23 protein-coding genes are annotated in these 22,241 nt (G+C 70.4%); 16 read left to right on the top strand and 7 right to left on the bottom strand.

What is annotated here, in order from left to right; translation table 11 throughout:
- Positions 1–131 precede the first annotated feature (131 nt).
- From ACZ63I_RS31615 to ACZ63I_RS31625, 3 genes are all read left to right on the top strand, one after another.
- A complete protein-coding gene (locus ACZ63I_RS31615) occupies positions 132–1,154 on the top strand; it encodes a DNA-directed RNA polymerase subunit alpha (protein WP_003956430.1) in 1,023 nt (340 codons plus the stop codon).
- A 136-nt stretch (positions 1,155–1,290) separates the two neighbouring features.
- Complete coding sequence (gene rplQ, locus ACZ63I_RS31620) at positions 1,291–1,827, top strand: 50S ribosomal protein L17 (protein WP_469342705.1); 537 nt, start codon at positions 1,291–1,293, stop codon at positions 1,825–1,827.
- Positions 1,828–2,068: 241 nt separating this feature from the next.
- Positions 2,069–3,352, top strand: coding sequence for an MFS transporter (locus ACZ63I_RS31625; protein ID WP_469342706.1), 1,284 nt, complete (start codon positions 2,069–2,071; stop codon positions 3,350–3,352).
- On the opposite strand, the gene ACZ63I_RS31630 is transcribed toward ACZ63I_RS31625, so the two are convergent.
- Positions 3,294–3,662: a hypothetical protein gene (locus ACZ63I_RS31630; protein WP_469342707.1), complete on the bottom strand. Its 369-nt coding sequence runs from the start codon at positions 3,660–3,662 to the stop codon at positions 3,294–3,296. The two genes, ACZ63I_RS31625 and ACZ63I_RS31630, sit on opposite strands and share 59 nt — an antisense overlap.
- Before the next feature lie 407 nt (positions 3,663–4,069).
- Here ACZ63I_RS31630 and ACZ63I_RS31635 point away from each other — a divergent pair, with 407 nt between their 5' ends.
- Positions 4,070–5,248 (top strand): methyltransferase domain-containing protein, encoded by a 1,179-nt coding sequence (locus ACZ63I_RS31635; protein WP_469342709.1) that lies wholly within the window; start codon positions 4,070–4,072, stop codon positions 5,246–5,248.
- A 10-nt stretch (positions 5,249–5,258) separates the two neighbouring features.
- Positions 5,259–6,143: a tRNA pseudouridine(38-40) synthase TruA gene (gene truA, locus ACZ63I_RS31640; protein ID WP_469342710.1), complete on the top strand. Its 885-nt coding sequence runs from the start codon at positions 5,259–5,261 to the stop codon at positions 6,141–6,143.
- Between the two features lie 33 nt (positions 6,144–6,176).
- Here the strand turns inward: truA and ACZ63I_RS31645 are convergent, their stop codons facing one another.
- Positions 6,177–6,644, bottom strand: a complete 468-nt coding sequence (locus tag ACZ63I_RS31645) for an SAM-dependent methyltransferase (RefSeq protein WP_469342711.1) — start codon at positions 6,642–6,644, stop codon at positions 6,177–6,179.
- Between the two features lie 161 nt (positions 6,645–6,805).
- Between ACZ63I_RS31645 and ACZ63I_RS31650 the strand changes: the two genes are divergently transcribed.
- The 8 genes from ACZ63I_RS31650 to ACZ63I_RS31685 all read left to right on the top strand — a co-directional run bounded on the left by ACZ63I_RS31650 (position 6,806) and on the right by ACZ63I_RS31685 (position 12,275).
- Positions 6,806–7,111, top strand: a complete 306-nt coding sequence (locus tag ACZ63I_RS31650) for a WXG100 family type VII secretion target (protein WP_328583202.1) — start codon at positions 6,806–6,808, stop codon at positions 7,109–7,111.
- On the top strand, positions 7,111–8,895 hold the full coding sequence (locus ACZ63I_RS31655) for an RNase A-like domain-containing protein (RefSeq protein WP_469342713.1): 1,785 nt from the start codon (positions 7,111–7,113) through the stop codon (positions 8,893–8,895). The genes ACZ63I_RS31650 and ACZ63I_RS31655 overlap by 1 nt, the downstream gene beginning before the upstream one ends.
- A gap of 264 nt (positions 8,896–9,159) precedes the next feature.
- Complete coding sequence (locus tag ACZ63I_RS31660) at positions 9,160–9,489, top strand: hypothetical protein (RefSeq protein WP_469342715.1); 330 nt, start codon at positions 9,160–9,162, stop codon at positions 9,487–9,489.
- 307 nt (positions 9,490–9,796) lie between these two features.
- The gene (locus ACZ63I_RS31665; RefSeq protein WP_469342717.1) at positions 9,797–10,081 is read left to right on the top strand and encodes a hypothetical protein; all 285 of its coding nucleotides are present in this window, start codon (positions 9,797–9,799) and stop codon (positions 10,079–10,081) included.
- Positions 10,082–10,089: 8 nt separating this feature from the next.
- Positions 10,090–10,686 carry a hypothetical protein gene (locus ACZ63I_RS31670; RefSeq protein ID WP_469342718.1) on the top strand — a complete coding sequence of 199 codons (597 nt, stop codon included), beginning with the start codon at positions 10,090–10,092 and terminating at the stop codon, positions 10,684–10,686.
- A 313-nt stretch (positions 10,687–10,999) separates the two neighbouring features.
- The gene (locus ACZ63I_RS31675; protein ID WP_469342720.1) at positions 11,000–11,284 is read left to right on the top strand and encodes a hypothetical protein; all 285 of its coding nucleotides are present in this window, start codon (positions 11,000–11,002) and stop codon (positions 11,282–11,284) included.
- A 22-nt stretch (positions 11,285–11,306) separates the two neighbouring features.
- Positions 11,307–11,606: an RNase A-like domain-containing protein gene (locus tag ACZ63I_RS31680; protein ID WP_469342721.1), complete on the top strand. Its 300-nt coding sequence runs from the start codon at positions 11,307–11,309 to the stop codon at positions 11,604–11,606.
- 12 nt (positions 11,607–11,618) lie between these two features.
- On the top strand, positions 11,619–12,275 hold the full coding sequence (locus tag ACZ63I_RS31685) for a contact-dependent growth inhibition system immunity protein (RefSeq protein WP_469342722.1): 657 nt from the start codon (positions 11,619–11,621) through the stop codon (positions 12,273–12,275).
- A gap of 63 nt (positions 12,276–12,338) precedes the next feature.
- Here the strand turns inward: ACZ63I_RS31685 and ACZ63I_RS31690 are convergent, their stop codons facing one another.
- The 3 genes from ACZ63I_RS31690 to ACZ63I_RS31700 are packed head-to-tail and all read right to left on the bottom strand — an operon-like array spanning position 12,339 to position 14,426.
- Positions 12,339–13,340, bottom strand: a complete 1,002-nt coding sequence (locus ACZ63I_RS31690; RefSeq protein WP_469342723.1) for a hypothetical protein — start codon at positions 13,338–13,340, stop codon at positions 12,339–12,341.
- 37 nt (positions 13,341–13,377) lie between these two features.
- On the bottom strand, positions 13,378–13,608 hold the full coding sequence (locus ACZ63I_RS31695) for a DUF397 domain-containing protein (protein WP_469342725.1): 231 nt from the start codon (positions 13,606–13,608) through the stop codon (positions 13,378–13,380).
- Positions 13,593–14,426 carry a helix-turn-helix domain-containing protein gene (locus ACZ63I_RS31700; RefSeq protein WP_469342727.1) on the bottom strand — a complete coding sequence of 278 codons (834 nt, stop codon included), beginning with the start codon at positions 14,424–14,426 and terminating at the stop codon, positions 13,593–13,595. Before ACZ63I_RS31700 ends, ACZ63I_RS31695 begins: the two co-directional genes overlap by 16 nt.
- A 112-nt stretch (positions 14,427–14,538) precedes the next feature.
- Between ACZ63I_RS31700 and ACZ63I_RS31705 the strand changes: the two genes are divergently transcribed.
- Entirely contained in the window at positions 14,539–14,946 is a 408-nt protein-coding gene (locus ACZ63I_RS31705; protein WP_469342729.1) for an ATP-binding protein, read from the top strand.
- Here the strand turns inward: ACZ63I_RS31705 and ACZ63I_RS31710 are convergent.
- Positions 14,941–15,840, bottom strand: coding sequence for a hypothetical protein (locus ACZ63I_RS31710; RefSeq protein WP_469342730.1), 900 nt, complete (start codon positions 15,838–15,840; stop codon positions 14,941–14,943). The genes ACZ63I_RS31705 and ACZ63I_RS31710 overlap by 6 nt on opposite strands.
- Positions 15,841–16,187: 347 nt before the next feature.
- Here ACZ63I_RS31710 and ACZ63I_RS31715 point away from each other — a divergent pair, with 347 nt between their 5' ends.
- Positions 16,188–17,207 carry an SGNH/GDSL hydrolase family protein gene (locus tag ACZ63I_RS31715; protein ID WP_469342732.1) on the top strand — a complete coding sequence of 340 codons (1,020 nt, stop codon included), beginning with the start codon at positions 16,188–16,190 and terminating at the stop codon, positions 17,205–17,207.
- Between the two features lie 94 nt (positions 17,208–17,301).
- On the opposite strand, the gene ACZ63I_RS31720 is transcribed toward ACZ63I_RS31715, so the two are convergent.
- Positions 17,302–20,616 (bottom strand): right-handed parallel beta-helix repeat-containing protein, encoded by a 3,315-nt coding sequence (locus tag ACZ63I_RS31720; RefSeq protein ID WP_469342734.1) that lies wholly within the window; start codon positions 20,614–20,616, stop codon positions 17,302–17,304.
- Between the two features lie 297 nt (positions 20,617–20,913).
- Here ACZ63I_RS31720 and ACZ63I_RS31725 point away from each other — a divergent pair, with 297 nt between their 5' ends.
- Entirely contained in the window at positions 20,914–22,137 is a 1,224-nt protein-coding gene (locus tag ACZ63I_RS31725) for a S8 family serine peptidase (protein ID WP_469342736.1), read from the top strand.
- The last annotated feature ends 104 nt before the right edge of the window (positions 22,138–22,241 follow it).

A 22,241-nucleotide genomic window follows, 5' to 3' on the forward strand; every position in this document is an offset into this window, starting at 1 on the left:
GGGCGGTACGGCTCGTAAGGGCCGTGCCGCCCGTACCCTTGAGACTGTGCAGTGGGTTTTGGCTGCACGGTGAGTTTGAGCAGTACTGAAGGACGTCAAATAGCGGGCGTCCCCAAAAGAAGGAATCACGCATGCTTATCGCTCAGCGTCCGTCGCTGACCGAAGAGGTCGTCGACGAATACCGCTCCCGGTTCGTCATCGAGCCGCTGGAGCCGGGTTTCGGCTACACGCTCGGTAACTCCCTCCGCCGTACGCTCCTCTCCTCGATCCCCGGTGCCGCTGTCACCAGCATCCGGATCGACGGGGTCCTGCACGAGTTCACCACCGTGCCGGGCGTCAAGGAGGACGTGACCGACCTCATCCTCAACATCAAGCAGCTCGTCGTCTCCTCGGAGCACGACGAGCCGGTCGTGATGTACCTGCGCAAGCAGGGTCCCGGCCTGGTCACCGCCGCCGACATCGCGCCCCCGGCCGGTGTCGAGGTGCACAACCCGGACCTCGTCCTCGCCACGCTCAACGGCAAGGGCAAGCTGGAGATGGAGCTGACCGTCGAGCGCGGTCGCGGCTACGTCTCCGCCGTCCAGAACAAGCAGGTGGGCCAGGAGATCGGCCGGATCCCGGTCGACTCCATCTACTCGCCGGTGCTCAAGGTCACGTACAAGGTCGAGGCGACCCGTGTCGAGCAGCGCACCGACTTCGACAAGCTGATCGTCGACGTCGAGACCAAGCAGGCCATGCGGCCGCGCGACGCCATGGCGTCCGCAGGTAAGACGCTGGTCGAGCTGTTCGGTCTGGCGCGCGAGCTCAACATCGACGCCGAGGGCATCGACATGGGCCCGTCGCCGACGGACGCGGCGCTCGCCGCCGATCTCGCCCTGCCGATCGAGGAGCTTGAGCTCACCGTTCGGTCGTACAACTGCCTCAAGCGCGAGGGCATCCACTCTGTGGGTGAGCTGGTCGCCCGCTCCGAGGCCGACCTGCTCGACATCCGCAACTTCGGTGCGAAGTCGATCGACGAGGTCAAGGCGAAGCTGGCCGGCATGGGCCTGGCGCTCAAGGACAGCCCGCCCGGATTCGACCCGACCGCCGCCGCCGACGCCTTCGGCGCCGACGACGACGCGGACGCGGGTTTCGTGGAGACCGAGCAGTACTGAGCGGTACGGAGCAGTACGAGCAGTACGAGCAGTCCTCACCGCATCATCGCTGGACCTGACTTTCCCGGGGCGGCCGCTCCGGGGGAACTGACATCGGTACCTGACACGGCCGGTGCAGATATGAAGGAGTAACACCATGCCTCAGCCCGCCAAGGGTGCCCGTCTGGGCGGCAGCGGCGCGCACGAGAAGCTTCTCCTCGCGAACCTCGCGAAGTCGCTCTTCGAGCACGGCCGTATCACCACCACCGAGGCGAAGGCCCGCCGTGTGCGGCCCGTCGCCGAGCGTCTGATCACCAAGGCGAAGCGGGGCGACATCCACAACCGTCGCCAGGTGCTGCAGTCGATCACCGACAAGTCGGTCGTGCACACCCTCTTCACCGAGATCGCGCCCCGGTACGAGAACCGCCCCGGTGGCTACACCCGTATCACCAAGATCGGCAACCGTCGTGGCGACAACGCCCCGATGGCGGTCATCGAGCTGGTCGAGGCCCTGACCGTGGCGCAGGCTGCCACGGGTGAGGCCGAGGCGGCGACGAAGCGCGCGGTCAAGGAGGACGCCCAGAAGAAGGGCGCCCCCGCCGAGACCGTCGAGGACGCGAAGCCGGTCGAGGACGCGAAGCCGGTCGAGGACGCGAAGCCCGCGGAAGCGGCGGACGAGTCCAAGGACGCCTGAGGTCCGACGCCTTTGTCGGCTGACGACTGACGAGCGGGCCCGCTCCCCTTGGGGGGCGGGCCCGTTCTTGTGTTTGAATGACGCAACCGTACGAGAGTTGCGGACTACGAAAGACAGAGATTTCTGCCCGGTGACGGAGTCGGCGTGGGGTGTGTGTTCCCGCTCCGCGCCACAACTGGACGGCTCCAGGCGACGACCCCGAGTGGTCGCGCGCCCCGCCGGGCAGCGAAGAGGATACGCCGTGTCGTCGGCGCCTTATCGTCATCTGCTGCGCACGCCTGGTGCCGCAGCCTTCTTCCTGACCGCCACAGCGGGCCGTATCGGTATCGCGATGACCAGCCTCGGCATCGTCTGGCTGGTGCACGGCCGGACGGACTCGTACGCGACGGCGGGGCTGGTGAGCGGCGGGTTCGCTGTCGCCGAGGCCCTGGCCGGGCCCCAACTGGCGCGTCTCATCGACCACTTCGGCCAGACCCGGGTACTGCCGCCCGCGCTGCTCGGCCACGCGGCGGCCGTGGCGGCGCTGCTGGCCCTGGTCGCCGCCGGCAGCCCGGCGTGGCTCATGACGGCGGGCGGGGTGCTGGCGGGCGCCACGATCCCGCAGTTGGGCGCGCTGTCCGCAGCGCGGTGGGTGGCGCTGCTGAGCGAGAAGCGGCCGGCCGAGCTGCCCAGCGCCTTCGCGCTGGAGTCGCTGAGCAACGCGCTGGGCTACTTGGCGGGGCCGACGCTGGTCAGCGCGCTGGGAGCGGGCGGGCATCCGGCGCTGGGTTCCGTACTGGCGGCGGCCTTGGTGGTGGCCGGGGGAGGGGCCTTCGCCGCGCAGCGGGGTACGGCGCCGCGGCCTGTGCGGGCGGGGGCGGTGTCGGGGGCGGGGGCGGCGTCCGCGTCGGTCGCGTCGGTCGCGTCGGTCGCGGGGCCGGGCAGCTCGCTGCTGCGGCCCGCGTTCGCGGTGCTGGTCGGGCTCAACCTCGCCATCGGCGTGTACTTCGGCGCCGTACAGGTGTCCGTGACGGCCTTCGCGACCGAACACCACGCGGCGGCCACCGCGGCGCCGATCTTCGCGGTGTCGAGCGGCAGCGGTCTGCTGGCCGGGTGGCTGTACGGGCTGCGGCGCTGGCGTACCCCGCCACGGACGCAACTGGCCGTGGCCACAGCCGTGTTGGCGCTCGGCAGCCTGCTGCTGCTCGCGGCCGGTTCGCCGTTGGCGCTGGGCTCCGTGGCCGTACTCACCGGCGCCGCTGTGCCGCCCGTCCTGGTGCTGCTGTCGGTCCTGGCCGAATCCGCCGTCGACCGGGCTGTTCTGACGCAGGGTTTCACCTGGCTCAACTCGGCGAGCGCGGCAGGCGCGGCGGCTGCGGCGGCGCTGTCCGGCCGGACGGTGGACGCGTTCGGCGCGCGGGGCGGCTTCGCGATCGGGGCGGCGGCCACGATGGTGATGGCGCTACTGGCCGTGGGTGCGCTGCGGGTCAGAGCCCGGGACCGTAGCCGGGGTCCGGCTGCTTCCGGGGGGTCCACCATTCCGTGAGCCCCCATACGGCGAAGGCGAGCGAGCCGAGGGCCACGAGCACGGCGACGTAGGGCCGTTGGCCCCACCGGGTGGCCAACGCCCAGGTGCAGAGCGGGACGAGGGCGCCGCCGAGCACGATGAGCGGCAGATCGATGAAGAGCACGCTCAGATCGCGCGCGTGCCCCTCGAACCCGCCGTCGATACTGACGGCGGCCTGCGGAGCCCAGACGATCGGCGCGACCGCCGCCCCGACCCCGGCGAGCAGACACCCGGCCCCGCCGAGGTCGCTCTTCGGGCGCGGGGTCGCTCCTGTGGTTTCGTCGTCCATGCCGGCAAGGGACGCGGCGGGGATGGTGCGCGGTTCCGCGCGCGGCGCGGGGCACCGGCAACCGCGACCGGCAGACCGGTGACCGGCGGACCGGCGACCGGCGGACCGGCGGACCGGCGGACCGGCCGACCGGCCGACCGGCGACCGGCCGACCGGCGACCGGCCGACCGGCGACCGGCCGACCGGCGACCGGCGGACGGGGGCGTGGGAGGGGGCTCGGGCCGCTGCTTCGCGCTCCGTGCGCCCCTGCCCGACCGGCCCCCGGCTGGCTAGCGTGGGGGTCTGACCAGCCCTTCCTCACGGGAGCACGCCATGGGCAAGCACGGCGGCAAACCTGACAACGCGGAAGGCGACGGGCACAAGCCCGACCGGCCGATCCCGCCGCCACCACCCAAGAAGCCGTGAGCGTGGCCGGCTCCGTCGGTTCGGCCGCGCTCACCGCCCTGCTCAAGGCCGACGGTCACCTCCCGGACGGCTGGGCTGCCGCGTTCCTCGACGTCGACCGCGCCCACTACATCCCGGACCGGATCTGGCTGCGCGACGACGACGGCTACCGGCCCGTCGACCGCACCCGCGCCCCCGGCCGGTGGGAGGCCGCCGTCCATGGGGATGTGCCGGTCGTCGTGCAGGTCGACACCCCGGACGCGGACGTGGCCCGCGTACCGACCTCGTCGGCCTCGATGCCTCGGATGGTCGCCGGCATGCTGGCCGCGCTCGACGTCCGTGACGGGCAGCGGGTCCTGGAGGTGGGCACCGGTACGGGGTACAACGCGGCCCTGCTGTGCCACCGGCTCGGCGATACCCGGGTGACCAGCATCGAGATCGACCCGCTGCTCGCCGAAGCCGCGCGGGCCCGGCTGGCGGCCGCCGGGTGGCAGCCGACGCTCGCCGTCGGGGACGGCGCGGCCGGTCTGCCGGGCGGGGCCCCGTACGACCGGGTCGTCGTGACGTGCGCCCTGGCGGACGTCCCGTACCCGCTGGTCGAGCAGAGCGCCCCCGGCGGGATCGTGGTGGCCCCGTGGGGCACGGGCCTCTACAACGGCGTCCTGGTGCGCCTGACCGTCGCGGAGGGGGAAGAGGGCCGCGTAGCTTCCGGGCCGGTGATCGGAGATTCCGCGTTCATGTGGATGCGGCGGCACGCCACCGCCGAGCCGCAGGCGCGCCGGGACGTCATGGACTCCGTCCATGACCAGGAGCTGGCGGACACCTCGCACGGCCCGCTGGACCCCCGCTACGTGCTGGGCGTGGCCGACGCCGCGTTCGCCGTCGGTGTCGGCTGCCCGACCGTGCGGTACTCGGTCGGGCACGGCCCGGACGGGCAGTTCACCCTCTGGCTGGCCGACTCCGCGTCCGACTCATGGGCGTCCGTGGACTACGAGCCGGGGGCGACCGAGTTCGAGATCCAGCAGTTCGGGCCCCGCCGGGTGTGGGACGGGATGATGGCCGCGTACGAGGCGTGGCAGCGCCTTGGGGCGCCCGCGCGGACCCGGTACGGGCTCGATGTCGGCCCGGGGGGCCGGACGACGGTCTGGCTCGACGGACCGGACAACCCGGTCGCCGGGCCTGGCTACCGTCGCGGCCTGTGAGAATGGGTCGGTGAGCGAAGAGAACGAGGGCGCGGCGGCCGGGCATGTGCGGGTGCGGCTGGATCTGTCGTACGACGGCAAGGATTTCTCCGGCTGGGCGAAGCAGACCACCCGGCGCACGGTGCAGGGCGAGATCGAGGACGCGCTGCGTACGGTGACGCGGTCGGCGCGTACGTACGAGCTGACCGTGGCCGGGCGGACGGACGCGGGGGTGCACGCGCGCGGGCAGGTGGCGCATGTGGACCTGCCGGACGAGGTGTGGGCCGAGCACGGCGACAAACTCGTCAGGCGCCTCGCCGGGCGGCTGCCGCACGACGTACGGGTGTGGAGCGTCGCCGAGGCCCCGGCTGGCTTCAACGCCCGCTTCGCGGCGGTCTGGAGGCGGTACGCGTACCGCGTCACGGACAACCCGGGGGGAGTCGACCCGCTGCTGCGCGGCCATGTCCTCTGGCACGACTGGGCACTTGACGTCGACGCGATGAACGCCGCGTCGGCCGGCCTGGTCGGCGAACACGACTTCGCCGCGTACTGCAAGCGCCGCGAGGGCGCGACGACGATCCGTACGCTCCAGCGGCTGGAGTGGGTCCGCGGCGGCGACGGCATCATCACCGCGACCGTGCGGGCCGACGCCTTCTGCCACAACATGGTGCGCTCCCTGGTCGGCGCGCTGCTGTTCGTGGGCGACGGCCACCGTGGCGTCGACTGGCCCGCGAAGGTGCTCGCAGCGGGCGTCCGCGACTCGGCGGTCCACGTCGTACGCCCGCACGGCCTCACCCTGGAGGAAGTCGGCTACCCGGCCGACGAGTTGCTGCTGTCCCGCAGCCGCGAAGCCCGCAACAAGCGCACGCTGCCGGGGGTTTCGGGCGCCGGGGACGGCGCCGGGTGCTGCGGCTAGGCAGCGTGCTGCGGCTCGGCCGGGTCGGTCCGCCTACGGCTTGAAGTACTCCGACATCATCCGGGTCACCCATTCCGGCTGCTCGGTGTGGACCGCGCGGAACTCCGCCATCGTCGGCTTCAGATCGATGACCGGCGTACCCGACACCGCGTCGAGGCCCACCACCGTCAACTCGCGCCCGCGCACCGACTCGATGGCACAGCAGGTGACCCCGATGCGGTTCGGTCTGCGGGGGCCGCGGCCGGCGAAGATCCCGACGGGCGGCAGGTCGGCGCGGCCGCGGTAGGGACGGGGTTCGCGGTAGTCGTCGGCCTCGGCGAACTGGTCGAAGACGAACAGCACTTCGACGTGGGAGAAGCCCTCAAGCCCCTGGAGGCATGCCTCCCCGAACTGCTCGTCGACGGTGATCGTGCTCCGGACGGCACCCCAGTTGTCGGTGTGCTGGACGTCCGTCCGGTCGTTGCGGACCGTACCGATCGATGTGATCTCGAAGCGTGGCATAGCAACGTTCTATCTCTGCGCTTGGCTGCCGTCGAGCGCGCCGATGACCGTAAACCCTGTTCAGATCGCGACGTTGATCCACAAGAATGCATCGGACGAGCACCGGACGCGTACGGACGGGCACCGGACCTTGGACGTCTGAACCACGGGGGATCAGCACCATGCAGGACGACGACCGGATAACCGTCAGCTTCGCCACTCTGCAACGGCTTTCGGCGGACCTGGAGGACATCCTCCGCGCCCTGAACGAGAAGTTGGACGCGCTGTACGAACGGGCCACCAAGGTCGTACTGAGCTGGGACGGCGAAGCCCGCGAGGCGTTCATCGACGAGCTGGACAAGTGGAGCCGCTCGGCCGACGACCTCAAGGCCACCCAGGCATGGCTCCACGACGTCGTGGTCAACGGGCACCTCAACTACGCGGCGGCCCACAGATCCGTGCTCCAGGGCTGGGGAGGCGGCGGCTGATGGCGGGCCCCGCCACCCCTGCCCAGGGCGCCACCCCTGCCCAGGGGCCGGGCGGCAGCGGCACCATCGACGTCAAGCCGAGCGACCTGTGGACGGTCTCCGGGCGGGTCGCCATGCAGCAGGACTTCCTGATGCGGGGCGTCAACCAGCTCCTGGAGGAGCTGGGCCAGTACCCCGACGCCGGAGGCGCGGGCACCGAGGCGCAGACGTTCGCCCAGGCGTACAAGACGATCGGCGACCGCTGGCTCGACGTCTGGGGCCGGTCCGTGGTGAGCGTCGGCGGCGTCGCCGTGGGCTTCACGGAGACCGCCAACACGTACAGCAAGGCGGACGCGGCGGCCCACCCCAAGCCCGGCGTGGTGGCCGAGCAGCGCCCCCGGCCGGCGGTCATCGACCAGGCCCCGAAGCTGGGCCCGATACCCGACATCAAGTGGGGTGACGACGACGGCGGCGACGACTTTCTGCGCGGCCTGATGGAGGGCATCCCGGAGATCGTCCGGGACATCCTCCAGCCCCTGTGCAAGCACGTGTTCCGGGTCGGCAGGGTCGCGGACGTCTACCCCTTCCCGCAGCAGCACTATCTCAACTCCCTGTGCCATAGCTGGATGAACGTCTCCATCGTCGGGATGACGGGTGCGGACCAGCTCACCCAGGCGATCGGAATGATCACCAACCACCAGCAGGCCGAGTGGGAAGCGGCCATGCGGACGTTCTGCAGCGCGCTGTGGGGAGGGACGTCGTGGGGACAGTCGCTCGGCGGCTACCAGTGGGCGCACACGGCCAACTCCGGCCACGGCACGCCGCGCGTCCCGACGGGCAGTGAGCCCGTCATCACCGTGCTCAAGGACACGGCCGACGAGATCGCCACCATCCTGCGCGAGTACGCGGAGGCCGCCGTCGACCTGAACCGCGACGTGTGGGAGGAACTCCGGCGCGCGCTGTTGTCGGCGGCCAAGGACGTCATCGACGACCTGGCCAAGCCCAAGGACCCCAAGAGCCTCCTCGGCACGGTCACATCCGTGATCGGCAAGGGCGCGGGCCTGCTCCTGTCGTTCGACGTCAAGACCGTCCTGAACATCAACACGGCCAAGCTCAACGGAATCGTCGACAGATACACCGGCACGCTGGGGGGCCTGACCACGCGCATGAACGCGCTGAAGGGCCCCTTGGACGAGGCGTACCGCAGCGCCCCGAAGTTCGAGGCGGGCATCGCCCGCGCGCATGGCTTCGGCAAGCGGGCGCTGGGGGAGTTCAAGGAGCCCCAGGACTGGCTGAAGGTCGACTCGAACGGCAAGTACGACTTGAATCTGGCCTCCAACGAGTACCTGAACGGCGGCCATACCCTGGACAGGCATGTGGGCAAGACGGACGAGCAGTTGGCGCAGCGTCTGCGTGACCAGGGGGAGCCTCACAACAACTGGCCGGAGGGGCGCAGGCCGGGGATCGGCAGCGCTTCGGCTTTCCCGGACTACCAGCGGGCGGAGAAACTGACTGAATACACCCTCAACCAGAGGAAGCCTGACATTGAGGCGTGGATCAAGGGCCCACCTCCGCCGGGGGAGGGGACTGTCGAAAAGTTTCAGTCAACCGCGCCGGACGGTGAGATCAGCGGACGCAGCGTAAAGAAGCAGTTGGTGGACCCGAACGACCCGTTGTCCGGGTACAGGCAGGGTGGACTCAACGCCAAGGCGTACGACGTGAACGGCATCGAGACGCGACTCCGGTACGACAGCAGCCGCAATCCGCCGTTCACCGTGATGACGTCGATGCCCTACCAGCCCTAGCCCCTTGCAGAGAAAGGCCAGCAGTACATGTCTGTTGATCAGTCGTCGTGGGAAGCCGCAGTGTTTCACCTCTACGACGACGCTTACCCGTTCATCGCTACGGGTCCCCGGCTTCGTGAGGACTGGGTGCTTGATGTCTTTGCGTTGATGTCCCGGTCTGTCGCGGATCCTCGAGGTTGGACCGGTCTCGACCCGGCGGCTCGGGATCCGCAGCACAGGGGAGCGGGGGACACGTACCCCTTCGCCGCCCACCCCCCGGGGTACGTGGCTGAGCGACTCCGGGGGATCGACCGGGAGAGTGCCGAGAACCTGCTTCTGGCCCTCACGGACGACGGAGCCACCCTGGCCAACCTGGCGCGCTTCACGGAGAGCCAGGAGGAGCTGCGGGCGATGGTACTGACGGTCCTCGCGCGTTACGGGGACAAGGCCAGTTATCACACCAACGTCATCAAGCGTGGCAGCCCGCCCGGCACACTCGACTTCACGCTGGAGAGCTTCGGGTACAACCCGTTGACCATCTACACGGAGGACACTGGCTTGGTCGTCGTGACGGATACCGAGGTGGGTATGTTCTGGAACTTCGCCGACTGGTGACCTTGCCGAGAGAGGCCAGCAGCACGTGTCTGTCGATCAGTCGTCGTGGGAAGCCGCGGTGTTTCATCTGTATGACGACGCGTACGCGTTCATCGCTACGGGTCCCCGGCTTCATGAGGACTGGGTGCTTGATGTCTTTGCGTTGATGTCCCGGTCTGTTGCGGATCCTCGGGGCTGGACGGGTCTTGACCCGGCGGCTCGGGATCCGCAGCACGGGGGAGCGGGGGACCCGTACCCCTTCGCTGTCCACCCTGGTGAGTATGTCGCTGAACGACTTCGGGAGATCGACAGGGAGAGTGCCGAGAACTTGCTCCTGGCCCTCACGGACGACGGGGTCACCCTGGCCAACCTGGCGCGCTTCACGGAAAGCGAGAAAGAGCTGCGTGCGATGGTGGTGACGATCCTCGCGCGTTACGGAGAAGGGGCCGGCTACCACACCAACGTCAAGAAGCCCGGCTACCTGCAGGGCACGCTCGACTTCACGACGTCGGACTGGTCGTACAGTCCGTTGACCATCTACACGGAGGACACCGGCCTGGTCGTCGTGACGGATACCGAGGTGGGCATGTTCTGGAACTTCGCCGACTGGTGACCTTGCCGATGCTGAACGCCCTTGCCGAGAAAGGCCAGCAGCACGTGTCTGTCGATCAGCCGTCCTGGGAAGCCGCGGTGCGTCGCCTGTACGAGGACGCGGTCTCGTACACCGCTACGGGCCCGCGGCTCCATGAGGACTGGACGCTCGATGTCCTTGCGTTGATGGCTCGGACCGTCCCCGATCCCCGGGGTTGGACCGGGCTCGACGACGAGGCTCAGAGCCCGAAGCGCGCGGGGTTCCCCACGTACCCCTTCGCCGTCCACCCTCCGGAGTACGTCGCGGAGCGCCTCCAGGAGATCGACCGGGACAGTGCCGAAAACTTGCTGCTCGCCATCACGGACGGCGGGTGCACCCTGGCCAACCTCAGATACTTCACCGAATCACCTGACGAGCTGAGGGTGCTGGTCCGCACGGTCCTCGCGCGCTACGGGGACGAGGTTGCCTTTCATACCAATGTCAGCACCCACGGAAGTACGCCCGGCACACTCGACTTTACGCAGGATGGCGTGGGATACAGCCCTCTGGGCGTCTACATGGAGGACTGCGGTCTCGTCACCGTGACGGACGCCGAGGTGGGCATGTTCTGGACCTTTTCCGATTAACGATTGCTCCGCCGAGAAAGGCCAGCAGTACGTGTCTGTTGATCAGTCGTCGTGGGAAGCGGCGGTATTCCATCTGTACGACGACGCGTACGCGTTCATCGCTACGGGTCCCCGGCTTCATGAGGACTGGGTGCTTGATGTCTTTGCGTTGATGTCCCGGTCTGTTGCGGATCCTCGGGGCTGGACGGGTCTCGACCCGGCGGCTCGGGACCCGCAGCACGGGGGAGCGGGGGACACGTACCCCTTCGCTGTCCACCCTTCTGAGTATGTCGCTGAGCGCCTCTGGAAGATCGACCGGGAGAGTGCCGAGAACTTGCTCCTGGCCCTCACGGACGACGGAGCCACCCTGGCCAACTTGGCGCGCTTCACGGAGAGCCAGGAGGAGCTGCGGGCGATGGCGTTGACGGTCCTCGCGCGTTACGGGGACAAGGCCGGCTACCACACCAACGTCATCAAGCGTGGCAGCCCGCCCGGCACAGTCGACTTCACGCTGGAGAGCTTCGGGTACAACCCGCTGACCGTCTACACGGAGGACACCGGCCTCGTCGTCGTGACCGATACCGAGGTGGGCATGTTCTGGAACTTCGCCGACTGGTGATCTTGTGCGAGAGGATGCCCCCATGCTGACGCGAGCCGCGACCTATCCCGATCGGGAGACCGCCCAATGGGCCACCCAGCAGGTGGTGACCGCCAACGAGCAGGCCGTTCATCGCTGGCTCGCCCAGAACACCCGGGCCCGGCTCACCATCGAGGCCGCCTGGCCCTCCCGTGAGGGCGCCGTGGGCCGGGTCCAGTTGGAGGGGGACCTGCTCGCGGGCCATGGGCCCGTCGATGTCCGTGCGGCACGAGTGGTGCTGCGGCGCGAGCCGTCGAGCCCGCACGGCTTCGTCGTCCAGACGACCGTTCCGTTCTACCTGTAGGGGCCGCACCCCATGTCCATGAAGCCCCTCGAACACGACCGCCGGTACGGCGAGTTGGACCAGGTGATGCGCGCCTACCTGGGACAGCCCGCCGACGACACCCCGGAGCGGCGCAGCCGCGCCCTGGACGCGTACCTCCGTCACACCTGGCACACCCGCCCGCAGGCCCTCGCCGAGGCGGAGCGCCAGCTTCGCGAGTACAGCCGCAATCCGCCGGGCCGTGTCCGGCGCGACCTGGGTGAGTTCTACGCGATCCCCGACACCGGGCTGCCCCAGGCGGACATCGGCGACTGGCTGACGGTGCTCGCCGACCACCTGAAGAAGAGCATCGAGGAAGGCGAGGTCCCGGAGCCGTCCACACCGCAGACCCACTGGGAGTGGCACGCCCGCTTCCCCGAGACCGCGCAACTCCTCGGCGGCTGGTTCTCGCAGGACATCGTGGACGAGTTCCCCGACCACGCCGCCGCCGTCACCGACTACGCCGCCACGACCCACCCCCAAGTGGTCGCGCGCCTCGTGGGCGAACTCCACGAACTGCTCGCCCTCCCACTGGACGACGGCGACTACGCCCTGGCAGCCGCCGAGTTCGGCATGGAGATCGCCCCGCCCGAGCCGTTCTCGCACGGCGCGTGGTTCCAGTCACTGGCGACGACGCTGGCCAGCACCTGAAGCGTTACGCGTGCGCGTGCCTGGTGAAGGCGGCCCAGGCGGGGGAGAGAGCGGCCGAGTCGATCAGCGGTAGGCGTGGCGCTCGTATTCGTACAGCTCCCGGGCAGCGGCTTCGTTCCGGTACGGCCCGAACCGGCTGATCGTGGTCCGTGCCAGGCCGATGCAGCGGGCCGCTCGGGTACCGAGTGCGGTGTCCAGCGCCGTGCGCGCGGCGGCGGCTGCCGCAGGGATGTCGTGGCGGGCGAGGCCGGTTTCGGCCCGATAGGCCAGGATGACGGAACGGGTGCGCCGGCGGGTGGGATCCAGCAGTCCGAGCCCCTCGTCCAGGGAGAGGTCGGCCCGGTCCGGATCGCCGAGGTCCAGCCAGGCGCGGCCGGCGTCCGCAGTCAGGTCGGCCTGGCTCATCCAGGCCACCCAGGACGGCGCGGTGCCGGGCTGCGCGCGGTCGAGCGCCTTCTCGGCGGAGACGAGGGCGCGGCCGGTGGCACGGCCGTCGCCGAGAACGGCGAGCGCGCGGGCGCGGCGCAGGTCCAGGAGCGAGCAGGCGGCCTCGGACCGGGTTCTGGTGCGGGCGTGTTCGAGGATGCTCACGGCTGTGTCCGGGTGGGAGAGCCACGTAGCGGCGTACGCGAGGTCGGAGAGCACCCCGGCGCCGAGGTCGCGGTCGGCGGCGGCGTGTGCCGCGTGCAGTGCGACATGCCACTGCCGCTGGGCGGCGGCGTACTCGCCCTGGTCGAAATGGAGCCATCCGGAACTCTGAGCGGCAGCCGCCAACACCTGGTGCAGCCGCCGGCCGGCGGCCTGGTCGTAGACCCCGTTGTCGACGAGCTGGATCGTGGTCGTCAGCAGGGCCCGCACCAGCGTGGCGAACTCGGGGCCGCCGTTGGTCATGGCCCGTAATTCGTCCACGCGGGCCTCCAGCCAGGCCAGCGTGGTCGCGTCGACACGTCGGCCGTGCAGGGCACTGGCCAGTCGGCCGGGCTCGATCGCCGCCCATGCCTGGGCGACACCGACGAGGGCGGTCGTGGTGAGCGCGAGGAATGCGCGGCGGTCAGGGTGTACCACCAGTACCTCCGTGACCGCGGCGCGGGCGGCTTACGGGTTACGCGTGCCGGGTGAAGGCGGCCCAGGTGGTGGGGGAGAGGGTGAGTGTCGGGCCGTCCGGGTTCTTGCTGTCACGGACGTGGATGGTGGTGGGGTGCGCGGCGACTTCGACGCACTGGCCGGCCTGATCGCTGCTGTAGCTGGACTTGCGCCAGTCGTAGGCGACTTCGAGGCAGTTGCCTTCCTCGCTGCTGTAGCTGGACTTGAACCACGTCAGTACTGCTCGCATGCTGCTCCCAGTCGATCCAACAGGTCCCTGGAATCCTCAGCGTTGAGGGCCTGTGTCCGCAGCATTGCATATTTCCGGGCAAGGATGCTGATCTCATCGGGGTTCGAGATGAGCGAACTCGCGCGCGGAGATTCGGCATAAGCAACGTGCTGGTGATCGGGCGTCTCCAGCAGGACAAACGTGCCGCTTAGAGCCGCGTGGGTCCGGGCGTTGAGGGGCAGGATCTGGATGGTCAGGCAGGGGAGGTCGGCATATTCGCGTAGGTGCCGCATTTGCGCTGCGTAGTCCGCGTCGTTGGTCAGGCGAAGGGAAAGCACCGGCTCCCAGATGACGAAACTGACGGTCGGAGGATTCTTGCGTTGCAGGATGGCCTGACGGTCAAGACGGCCTGACGTCTGCGTCGCCAACTCGTCCTCGCTGAACGGGGGGAGCCGGTTGCCCAGTACTGCTCGTGCGTAGTTCTCGGTCTGCAACAGGCCGGGCAGTACTTGGTTCTCGTAGGAGGAATGGGTGATCGCCTGCTCCTCCAGGTCCACGAATTCCGCCGTCCACGCCGGAAACCTGTCGATCTCTGGCATGAACTCCAGCGCTGCCTCCAGCGCGCCCTTGGTGTCGAGCAGTTTGTCCAGCAGGATCGCCTGATCCAGTTTCAGCGCCCTTCGGCCCTGCTCGATCGACGCGATCAAGTCCACGCCCATCAGCGCCGTCTCCGCCAGCGACTCCTGTGTGTAGCCCGCGATCTTACGGAAGTTGGCGAGCTGCGCTCCGAGCATCTTCATCGCCGAGCCGTTCTTGCGGCGGCGGTTCTTTGGGTGCATACCGGCCAACTCCCCCAACACGCGCGTGCTTCTAACACCGGGAACCCGTACAAAAAATCTGTACGACCTCGCTCACTGCCAGAGACTAGTCACTCTCCGCGACCCTCGTACCGTGAACACACATACCGAATTCGCGTCCGTCAGGGAACGCTTCTACCGGCGGGAACGTCGGTCCATCCCCGCCGCGCGGCGGTTCGCCGCCGCTGCTCTGGAGGCGTGGGAGTTGGGGTCGTACGCCGAGCAAGTGTTGCTCTGCGTGGGCGAGTTGTGCACCAACGCGCTGCTGCACGGCGTACCGCCGGGGCGCGGTTTTCGGCTGTTTCTGCGGTGGGACGGGGACGTGCTCACCGTCGAGGTGCATGACAGCGGGGACGGTGCGCCGAAGGAGGGGCATCCCGACAGCGGGGACGAAGCGGGGCGCGGGTTGATGCTCGTGTCCGCGCTCGCCGACGAGTGGGGGGTGGGGGAGCGGAACCCCGGGAAGATCGTGTGGTGTTCGTGGGGGCGGCCCCGGCTATGAGATGGGGGCCGTCGCCGCCGCTGATGCCTGCATCTCGCCGCGCTGGACGATCTGCTGGAACGTGAACTGGGCCAGGTCGTCGCTGATGGCGAAGACGTCCTTGTCGGCCTTCGTCACGTCCTTGCGGTTGGTGAAGCCGCTGACGGTGAAGTAGACGTACCGGCCGTAGGAGTTGGTCGTCTTCCGGCATATCGCGCCGGCCCGGCAGTAGGTCGGGACGCCCGCGCCGGAGAGGGAGGCGATGCCGTCCCTGGCCTCGGACTTCGCCTTCAGGGCCTGCGCTTCCTTGTTGAAGACGGCGACGCCGACCGTCACCGCCACTCCGCCGTCGTGGTACGTGGCGCGGATGACCTGGTCGCAACTGTTGGAGGCGAGGATCGAGCCGAGGGCGCCCTGGGCCGCTGCCGCGCAGTTGGTGGTGCGGGCGGTGGCGGCCTTCAGGTAGACGTGGTTGCCGGGCATCGTCAACTTGGCGCCGGGGAAGAGGGTTTCGGCGCTGAGCGGGGCCTTGTCCTTGTCCGCGCTGTCGATGAAGTCCTTCGGGGTCGGCGGTGCCTGCGGGGCGACCGAGGAGAAGGACGGCTCGGGCTCGCCGGCCCCGCCGGGCAGGGCGGAGTCCGGGGGGAGTGTGGTGGCGGCGGTTTCCGAGGCGTTGGCAGCGTTCGCGTCGCTGCCGTTGCTCGTGGACACCACGGCCGTCGCCACGATGGCGGCTATCGCGGCGGTCGCGAGTACACCGCCGCCCGCGAGCAGCCACCGCTTGCGGCGGGCGCGCGCGGCGGAGGCGTCGGCCAGCGCTGCCCAGTCCGGTGTGTCGCGGTCCTGCGACCCGTACGGTCTCTGTCCTGGTGCCCCAGGACCGCCCCACTGGGGTCCCCCTTGCCCAAAGCTCATAGCGCGCAGTTTAGACCCCAGAGGTGACGGCCCAAGTCGCTGCTGTGGCCAACGAAATGGGGGGTGGCAGAGAGCTGGGTCCGGGGTCTGCACGCTGTGTCGGGGGCCCGGTCGCCCGCGGCCGACTCGCCGGTCCGGCGGCTGTGTCGGCTGGTGGCGGGCGATTAGCGTGAAGATCTGATCTTTTAGCTCGATCGGGTCTGATAGGTCCCATTTAGTGGAGCGGTGGAACGGCGGTGTGGACGCTCTTGGGTGAGGCGCCTTCCTTGTGTGGGGCATATCAAGGCTCCGGGGCGTCCCACCTCGGTTCTGGAGGATCGATGCGACACCCTGTCTCTCGTCTGCGCATGCGAGCGTTGGCGGTCGGGCTTGTCCTGGCTGCCGGCGCACTCGTGCCCGCGGGCTCCGCCGGTGCGGCGGATCAGTATCAGTGGGCCGCCCTGGGCGACTCCTACACGGCCGGCGGCTTCGTCGGGGACCCGCAGCCCGCGCTCGGTGACGCGTCGCGGGACGGCTGCGACCGCACCAGCGGCGCGTACCCCGGCCTTGTCGAGCGGGAGCTCGACGAGTTCCCGCCCGGCAAGTACGTGCACCTGACCAACGTGAGCTGCGGCAACGCCACCATCGACAACATCGCCGCCACCAAGCAGACACCGATCAGCCCGGTCCAGCCCCCCGCCGACGGGTGGCCCGCGGTCGACCCGCAGATCCAGCGGGCGAACCTGAACGACCAGACCGATGTCGTCACCATCGGCGTCGGCGGCAACAGCCTGCCCTTCGGCGGCATGCTCCTCAAGTGCCTCGAACTGGGCGCGACGCTCGGCGGGTCCTGCCGTGAGTACTACACCGACCCGCCCGCCGGGGAGGAAAGCATCCAGGCCAAGCTGGGCAGGGTTCAGGACGAGTACGTCGACATGCTGTCCAAGGTGCATGAGGCCGCACCCAACGCCAAGGTGATCACCGTCGGCTACCCGGCCGTGCTGCCGCAGGAGGCCAGTGCCTGCAACCGCCTCTCCCTCACGGAGCTGGGCTCGATCAAGCACGCCGACATCGACTGGCTCCGTGACGACGTCCTCAAGCGGCTGAACAGCACGATCCAGCAGGTCTCTTCGTTCTTCGGCGACCGCTACGTCGACATCTACTCCTCCAGCGTGGGCCACGACGCCTGCCAGCCCGCGGCCACGAAGTGGGTCGAGGGGATCTGCGGCGACGCCGAGGACTACTGGCCCACCAAGCTCACCGGCACCCCGCTGAACTGTGGCCTCATTCAGAAGCGCGTCACCCTGGTGCACCCCAACGGTGCGGGATACGCCAACACCGCCGCACACGTCGAACGAGCCGTCCGCGTCGCTCTCTTGGACCGCTGACCGGCCGCCCTCCGGCCCGCCCGCCGACCCGCCCTCCGGCCCGCGCGAGACAGCGGGCCGGAGGGCGGGCCCCGGCCCGTCACCCCGTCATCCGTCACCCCGCCGCCAGTCCCGCCCGTTCCGGCAGGTCCTCGGGCGCCAGCAGCCGCAGGTCGTCCATGCTCGGTGCCGCGATCGTGCCGATGCGGCGGGCCTGCCGGGTCATCATCGACTCCAGGGTCTGCCGGGCCGTGCGGGCGTTGCCGAAGGAGCGGTCCCGGGGGAGCTGGGACACGTAGGCGCGCAGCGCCTCCAGGGTTTCCGGGGCGCAGTCGTAGCCCGAGGCGGTCGCGTACCCGTTCATGATGTCCACCAGTTCGTCGGTGGAGTAGTTCTCGAACTTCACCGAGCGGGCGAAGCGGGAGGCCAGGCCGGGGTTGGAGGCGAGGAAGCGGCGCATCTCCTCGGTGTAGCCGGCGGCGATGACGACGATCTCGTCGCGGTGGTCCTCCATCAGCTTCAGCAGGGTGTCCACCGCCTCCCTGCCGAAGTCCGATCCGGCGTTCTCGGGGGTGAGGGTGTACGCCTCGTCGATGAACAGCACGCCGCCCAGGGCGCTTTCGAACGCGTCCTTGGTGAGCTGCGCGGTGTGGCCCACGTAGCGGCCCACCAGGTCCGCTCGCGCCACCTCCACGAGCCTGCCGGTGCGCAGGACGCCGAGGGAGTGCAGCAGGTCCGCGTAGAGCCGGGCGATCGTCGTCTTCCCGGTGCCGGGCGGGCCTTCGAAGACCAGATGGTTGCTGATCTTCGGAGTGGGCAGGCCGACCGCTTGCCGCTGCCTGGTGGCGGAGAGGAGGTTGACCAGGTCGGTGACCTCCCGCTTCACCGCGTGCAGCCCCACCATCGCGTCGAGTTCGGCGAGCAGCTCGTCGGCGCCGCGGCCGTCCGCCGTCCGCCCGTCCGCCGACTCGTCGGCGACATCCTCGGGCAGCAGCAGCGACAGGTCGTTCCACGCGGCGTCGGACTGCGAACCGAGCCGGTACGCCTGCCGGTCCACCATCTCCTCGAACACCTGCCGGGCGGCGCGGCCGTTGCCGAACCCGGCGTCGCGCGGCATCCGTTCGTAGTGCCGGGCGAGTGCGTCCAGGGTGCTCGGGGCCAGCTCGTAGCGGTGGGCCCGGCACATGTTCTCGGTGATGGTGACGAGTTCGGCCACGGAGTAGTTGGCGAACTCGACGGTGCGGGTGAAGCGCGAGGCAAGACCCGGGTTGGAGGACAGGAACGAGGCGATCTCGGCGGTGTAGCCGGCGACGATGACCACCACGTCGTCCCGGTGGTCCTCCATGAGTTTGAGCAGGGTGTCGACGGCCTCCTTGCCGAAGTCGGCGCCTGAGCCCTTGCCGTCGGACAGCAGGGTGTACGCCTCGTCGACGAACAGCACACCGCCGAGCGCCTCGTTGAACGCCTCGGTGGTCTTGATGGCCGTCCCGCCGATGACCTGGGCGACCAGGTCCGCGCGTGACACCTCGACCAGGTGGCCGGAGGGCAGGACGCCCAGCTCGGCCAGGATGCCGCCGTACAGCCGGGCCACCGTGGTCTTGCCGGTGCCGGGCGGGCCCGAGAACGCGAGGTGGCGGCTCATCGGCGGGACGGGCATGCCGAGGCTGGCGCGGCGCTGCGCGAGCTGGTTGAGGTTGACCAGGGTGCGTACCTGGTGCTTGACGTCGCCGAGCCCGACCAGCGACTCCAGCTCCTTCAGCGGGCTCTGCGGCCCCTGCTTCGCCGCGTCGGTGGCCGCGCCCTCCGCCGCGAGGTCGCCTGCCGTCTCGCCCCAGGCGTCCTCGGCCGTGTTGCCACTGCTGACGAGTCCTTCGACGGTGAGCCGCCCGGTGGCACGGGACTGCTTGAGCCCGGCGCCGCCGTTGTCCCGTACGACGCAGTCGGTGAGGGTGACCTGCTCCGAGCTGTCGACCCGGACACCGTCGCCGCCCGCGCCGCTCACCTGGCAGCCCTCAAAGGTGGCCCGGCCGCCGTTCGCGACCAGCACGCCGTGCGCCGCCGAGCCCGTCACATGGGTCCTGTTGGCCGTCAACTCGCCCCCGGTCTCCACGTGCAGGCCGGTGGTGGCGCACGCGTCGATGTGGCAGTCGGCGGCCGTGGCCCGCCCGTCGGCGCCGACCCGGAGGCCGGCCTGGGTGGTGGAGCGCAGTACGGAGTCGAGCAGTTCGGGCGCGCCGCCGTTCGCGGCGAACACCCCGGCGCCGGCTGAGCCCTCGACCGTGCAGCCGTGCAGCCGGCCGCGGCCGTCCTCCAGGACCTCGACGCCGTGGCCGCCCGCGCCGGTGATCCGGGCCTTGCGCAGCAGCGGGTCGGCGCCGGTGCGGACGGAGACGCCGACGCCTGCCGCGTCCAGCACCTCCAGGCGGTCGAATTCGGCGGAGGAGTCCTCCGTCAGGAGGAGCGCGCCCGCCTTGTCGGCGCAGTCGCGCACCACGGTGCCGGTGAGCAGCGGCGCGCTGGAGCCGTTCACCCGGATCGCCGAGGCGGTGGCGGCGGTGAACTCGCAGCCGTCGAAGGTGCCGCGGGAGCGTTCCGTCACCGCGAGGCCGTTGCCCTGGGTCCGCTGGGTGACGCAGCGCAGCAGCTCGGGGTCGGCGCCGGCCGACAGCACGATGCCGGGCCCCGTGGTGTCGGTGACCGTGACGTCCTCCAGCGTGGGCCGGGACCCACTGGTCACATAGACGCCGACCGAGGTGTCGTGCACGGTCACACGCGACACGCGGGTGGCACACCGGCCCTCCAGCGCGATGGCCGGCTTCTCGGTACCGGAGATGTCGCACTCCTCCACCCGGCCCTGCGCCTCGCCGTTGGCCAGCAGGCCGTTGCCCTTGGCGTCCCGTATCCGGCAGCCGCGCACCGTGGTGCGGGCCTGCTCGCCGATGACGACGGCGGAGGTGCCGAGGTGCTCGATCAGGCAGTCGGCGACGACGCTCTCGGCGCTCGCGGTGTCCACCACACCCGCGCCCTGCCGGTTGGAGACCCGGCAGTCGCGCATGGCAAGCGAACCGCTCTCCCTGGCCAGCACCGCCGTCCAGCCCGAACCCACCACCGTGCAGCCGTCCATGACGATCTGGCCGCGCGGCGCGTCCACCACCGGCAGGTCCTCGCTGCCGCCGCGCAGTGTCAGGTCGGTGAGCATCACGGCGTCCGCGACCAGGACGACGGCGGTGCCGCGGGGCGGGCAGATCTCGACGCTGCCGCGCTCCCCGTCGGCGGCGATGGTCAGCCGGGTGTTGATGGTGAGGTTCTCCCGGTAACGACCGGGCCTGACGCGGATGACGGCTCCGGTGCGCGCCTGCGCCAGCGCCTCGCCGATCGTGGGGAAGCTGTCCCTCCCGTCCGGATCGACCCTGAGCAACTGCCGTGACACGCTGGGACCTCCTCGTTGTGGTGCGCGCCGGCCCCGGCGACCTGAGGGGAAGCGGTCGTGGCGGGCGGGATCAGCGGGACGCGCACTCGTTGCAGGCTACGGGAACCCACTGCCCCTCAGCCAGGCATGTCAGGGCTGCTCACGGGGGGTGTGACACGGCGCAGGCCGCCGGTGTGGGCCGATGCCGTCACGGCGCCCACCCGGGGGTTTTTCTGCCCACGCCGACGACACAACACTGAGCAGAAGTTGGACAGTTCGGGCCGACCGGCTGGACAACGACCCACGTATTCTGCGCACATGCGACGCGCAGCTCCCTCCCACCGCCGTCCGGTGCCGCGGGCGGTGGCCGCCGTGGTGCTGGCCGCACTCTCGTCGGCCGCGGGAGCCGTCCCGGCGGCGGCGGACGACATCCAGCTCCCCGTCGTCTCGTCGGTACTGCCCGCCGGTGCGCCGTGCGCGAAGGCATCCACCGACAAGGCCGGCCAACAGCCCTGGACCTGGCAGACGTTGGGGATGACCAAGGCCTGGCAGTTCAGCCAGGGCGACGGGGTGACCGTCGCCGTCGTGGACACCGGGGTCGGAACCGGCATCCCCGCCCTCTCGGGCCGGGTCGAGGCGGTCGGCGACGCGGGCGAGGACTGCGTGGGCCACGGCAGCTTCGCGGCGGGGCTGATCGCCGCCGCGCCGGGTGAGGGCGTCGGGGTGGCCGGACTCGCCCCGCGGGCCCGCATCCTGGCGGTGCGCGGCACGGACACCCGGGGCGAGACGACCGCGTCGCGACTCGCGGCCGGTATCCGTACGGCGGCCGACCGGGGCGCCGGGGTCATCTACGTCGCGCGGGCGATCGCCACCGGCAAGGAGGAGCTGACCGAGGCCGTCGCGTACGCGGCGAAGCACGACTCCCTCGTCGTCGCGCCGAACGTCCCCGACTACCTCCCGAAGGACAATACGGGCAAGACCGCGCAGCCCGCCCCCTGGTACTGGCCCGGGGCCGCGCCCGGGGTCCTCTCCGTCGTGGACTACGGCCCCGGCGGCCTGCGCCCCGAAGCCGCCCCGCCCGCGCACAACGCGGACCTGTCGGCCCCCGGCGACGCGGTGGTCAGCGTCGGGCCCACCGGATCGGGGCACTACTTCGGCTCGGGCTCCTCGCTGGCCGCCGCCCATGTGGCGGGGGCCGCGGCGCTGGTCCGGGCCCGGCAGCCGAAGATGACGGCCGCGCAGGTCGCCGACCAGCTCACGGTGGCCGGCTACCCGGACGACCCGCCGCGGCTCGACCCGTACGGGGCGCTGACGACACTCCTCACCGACCCGCAGGGCACCGCGCCCCGGGAGGCGGCGGCCCACGTCCCGGCGGCGGCCGCCACGGGACCGCGTAACCGGGCGCTGATGATCGCGGGCGGGGGCGGTGCGCTGGTGCTGCTGGTGGCGGGCGGTGCGGTGGTGATTCCCCGGGGGCGGGCGAGGGGCTGGCAGCCGGCGGGGGCGGCTGAGGGTGACGCGGGCGCCGGCGACCGGCCCTAGGTCGTGTCCGGAGAGGTTCACCGGGTCCGTCCGGTGGGCCGGTTCGTCCTCAATCGCCGGACGGGCTCAAAATGCGGCCTGCCCGGCGGTTGGGGATGGGCCCT

The sequence above is a fragment of the Streptomyces sp. NPDC087906 genome (assembly GCF_055584925.1).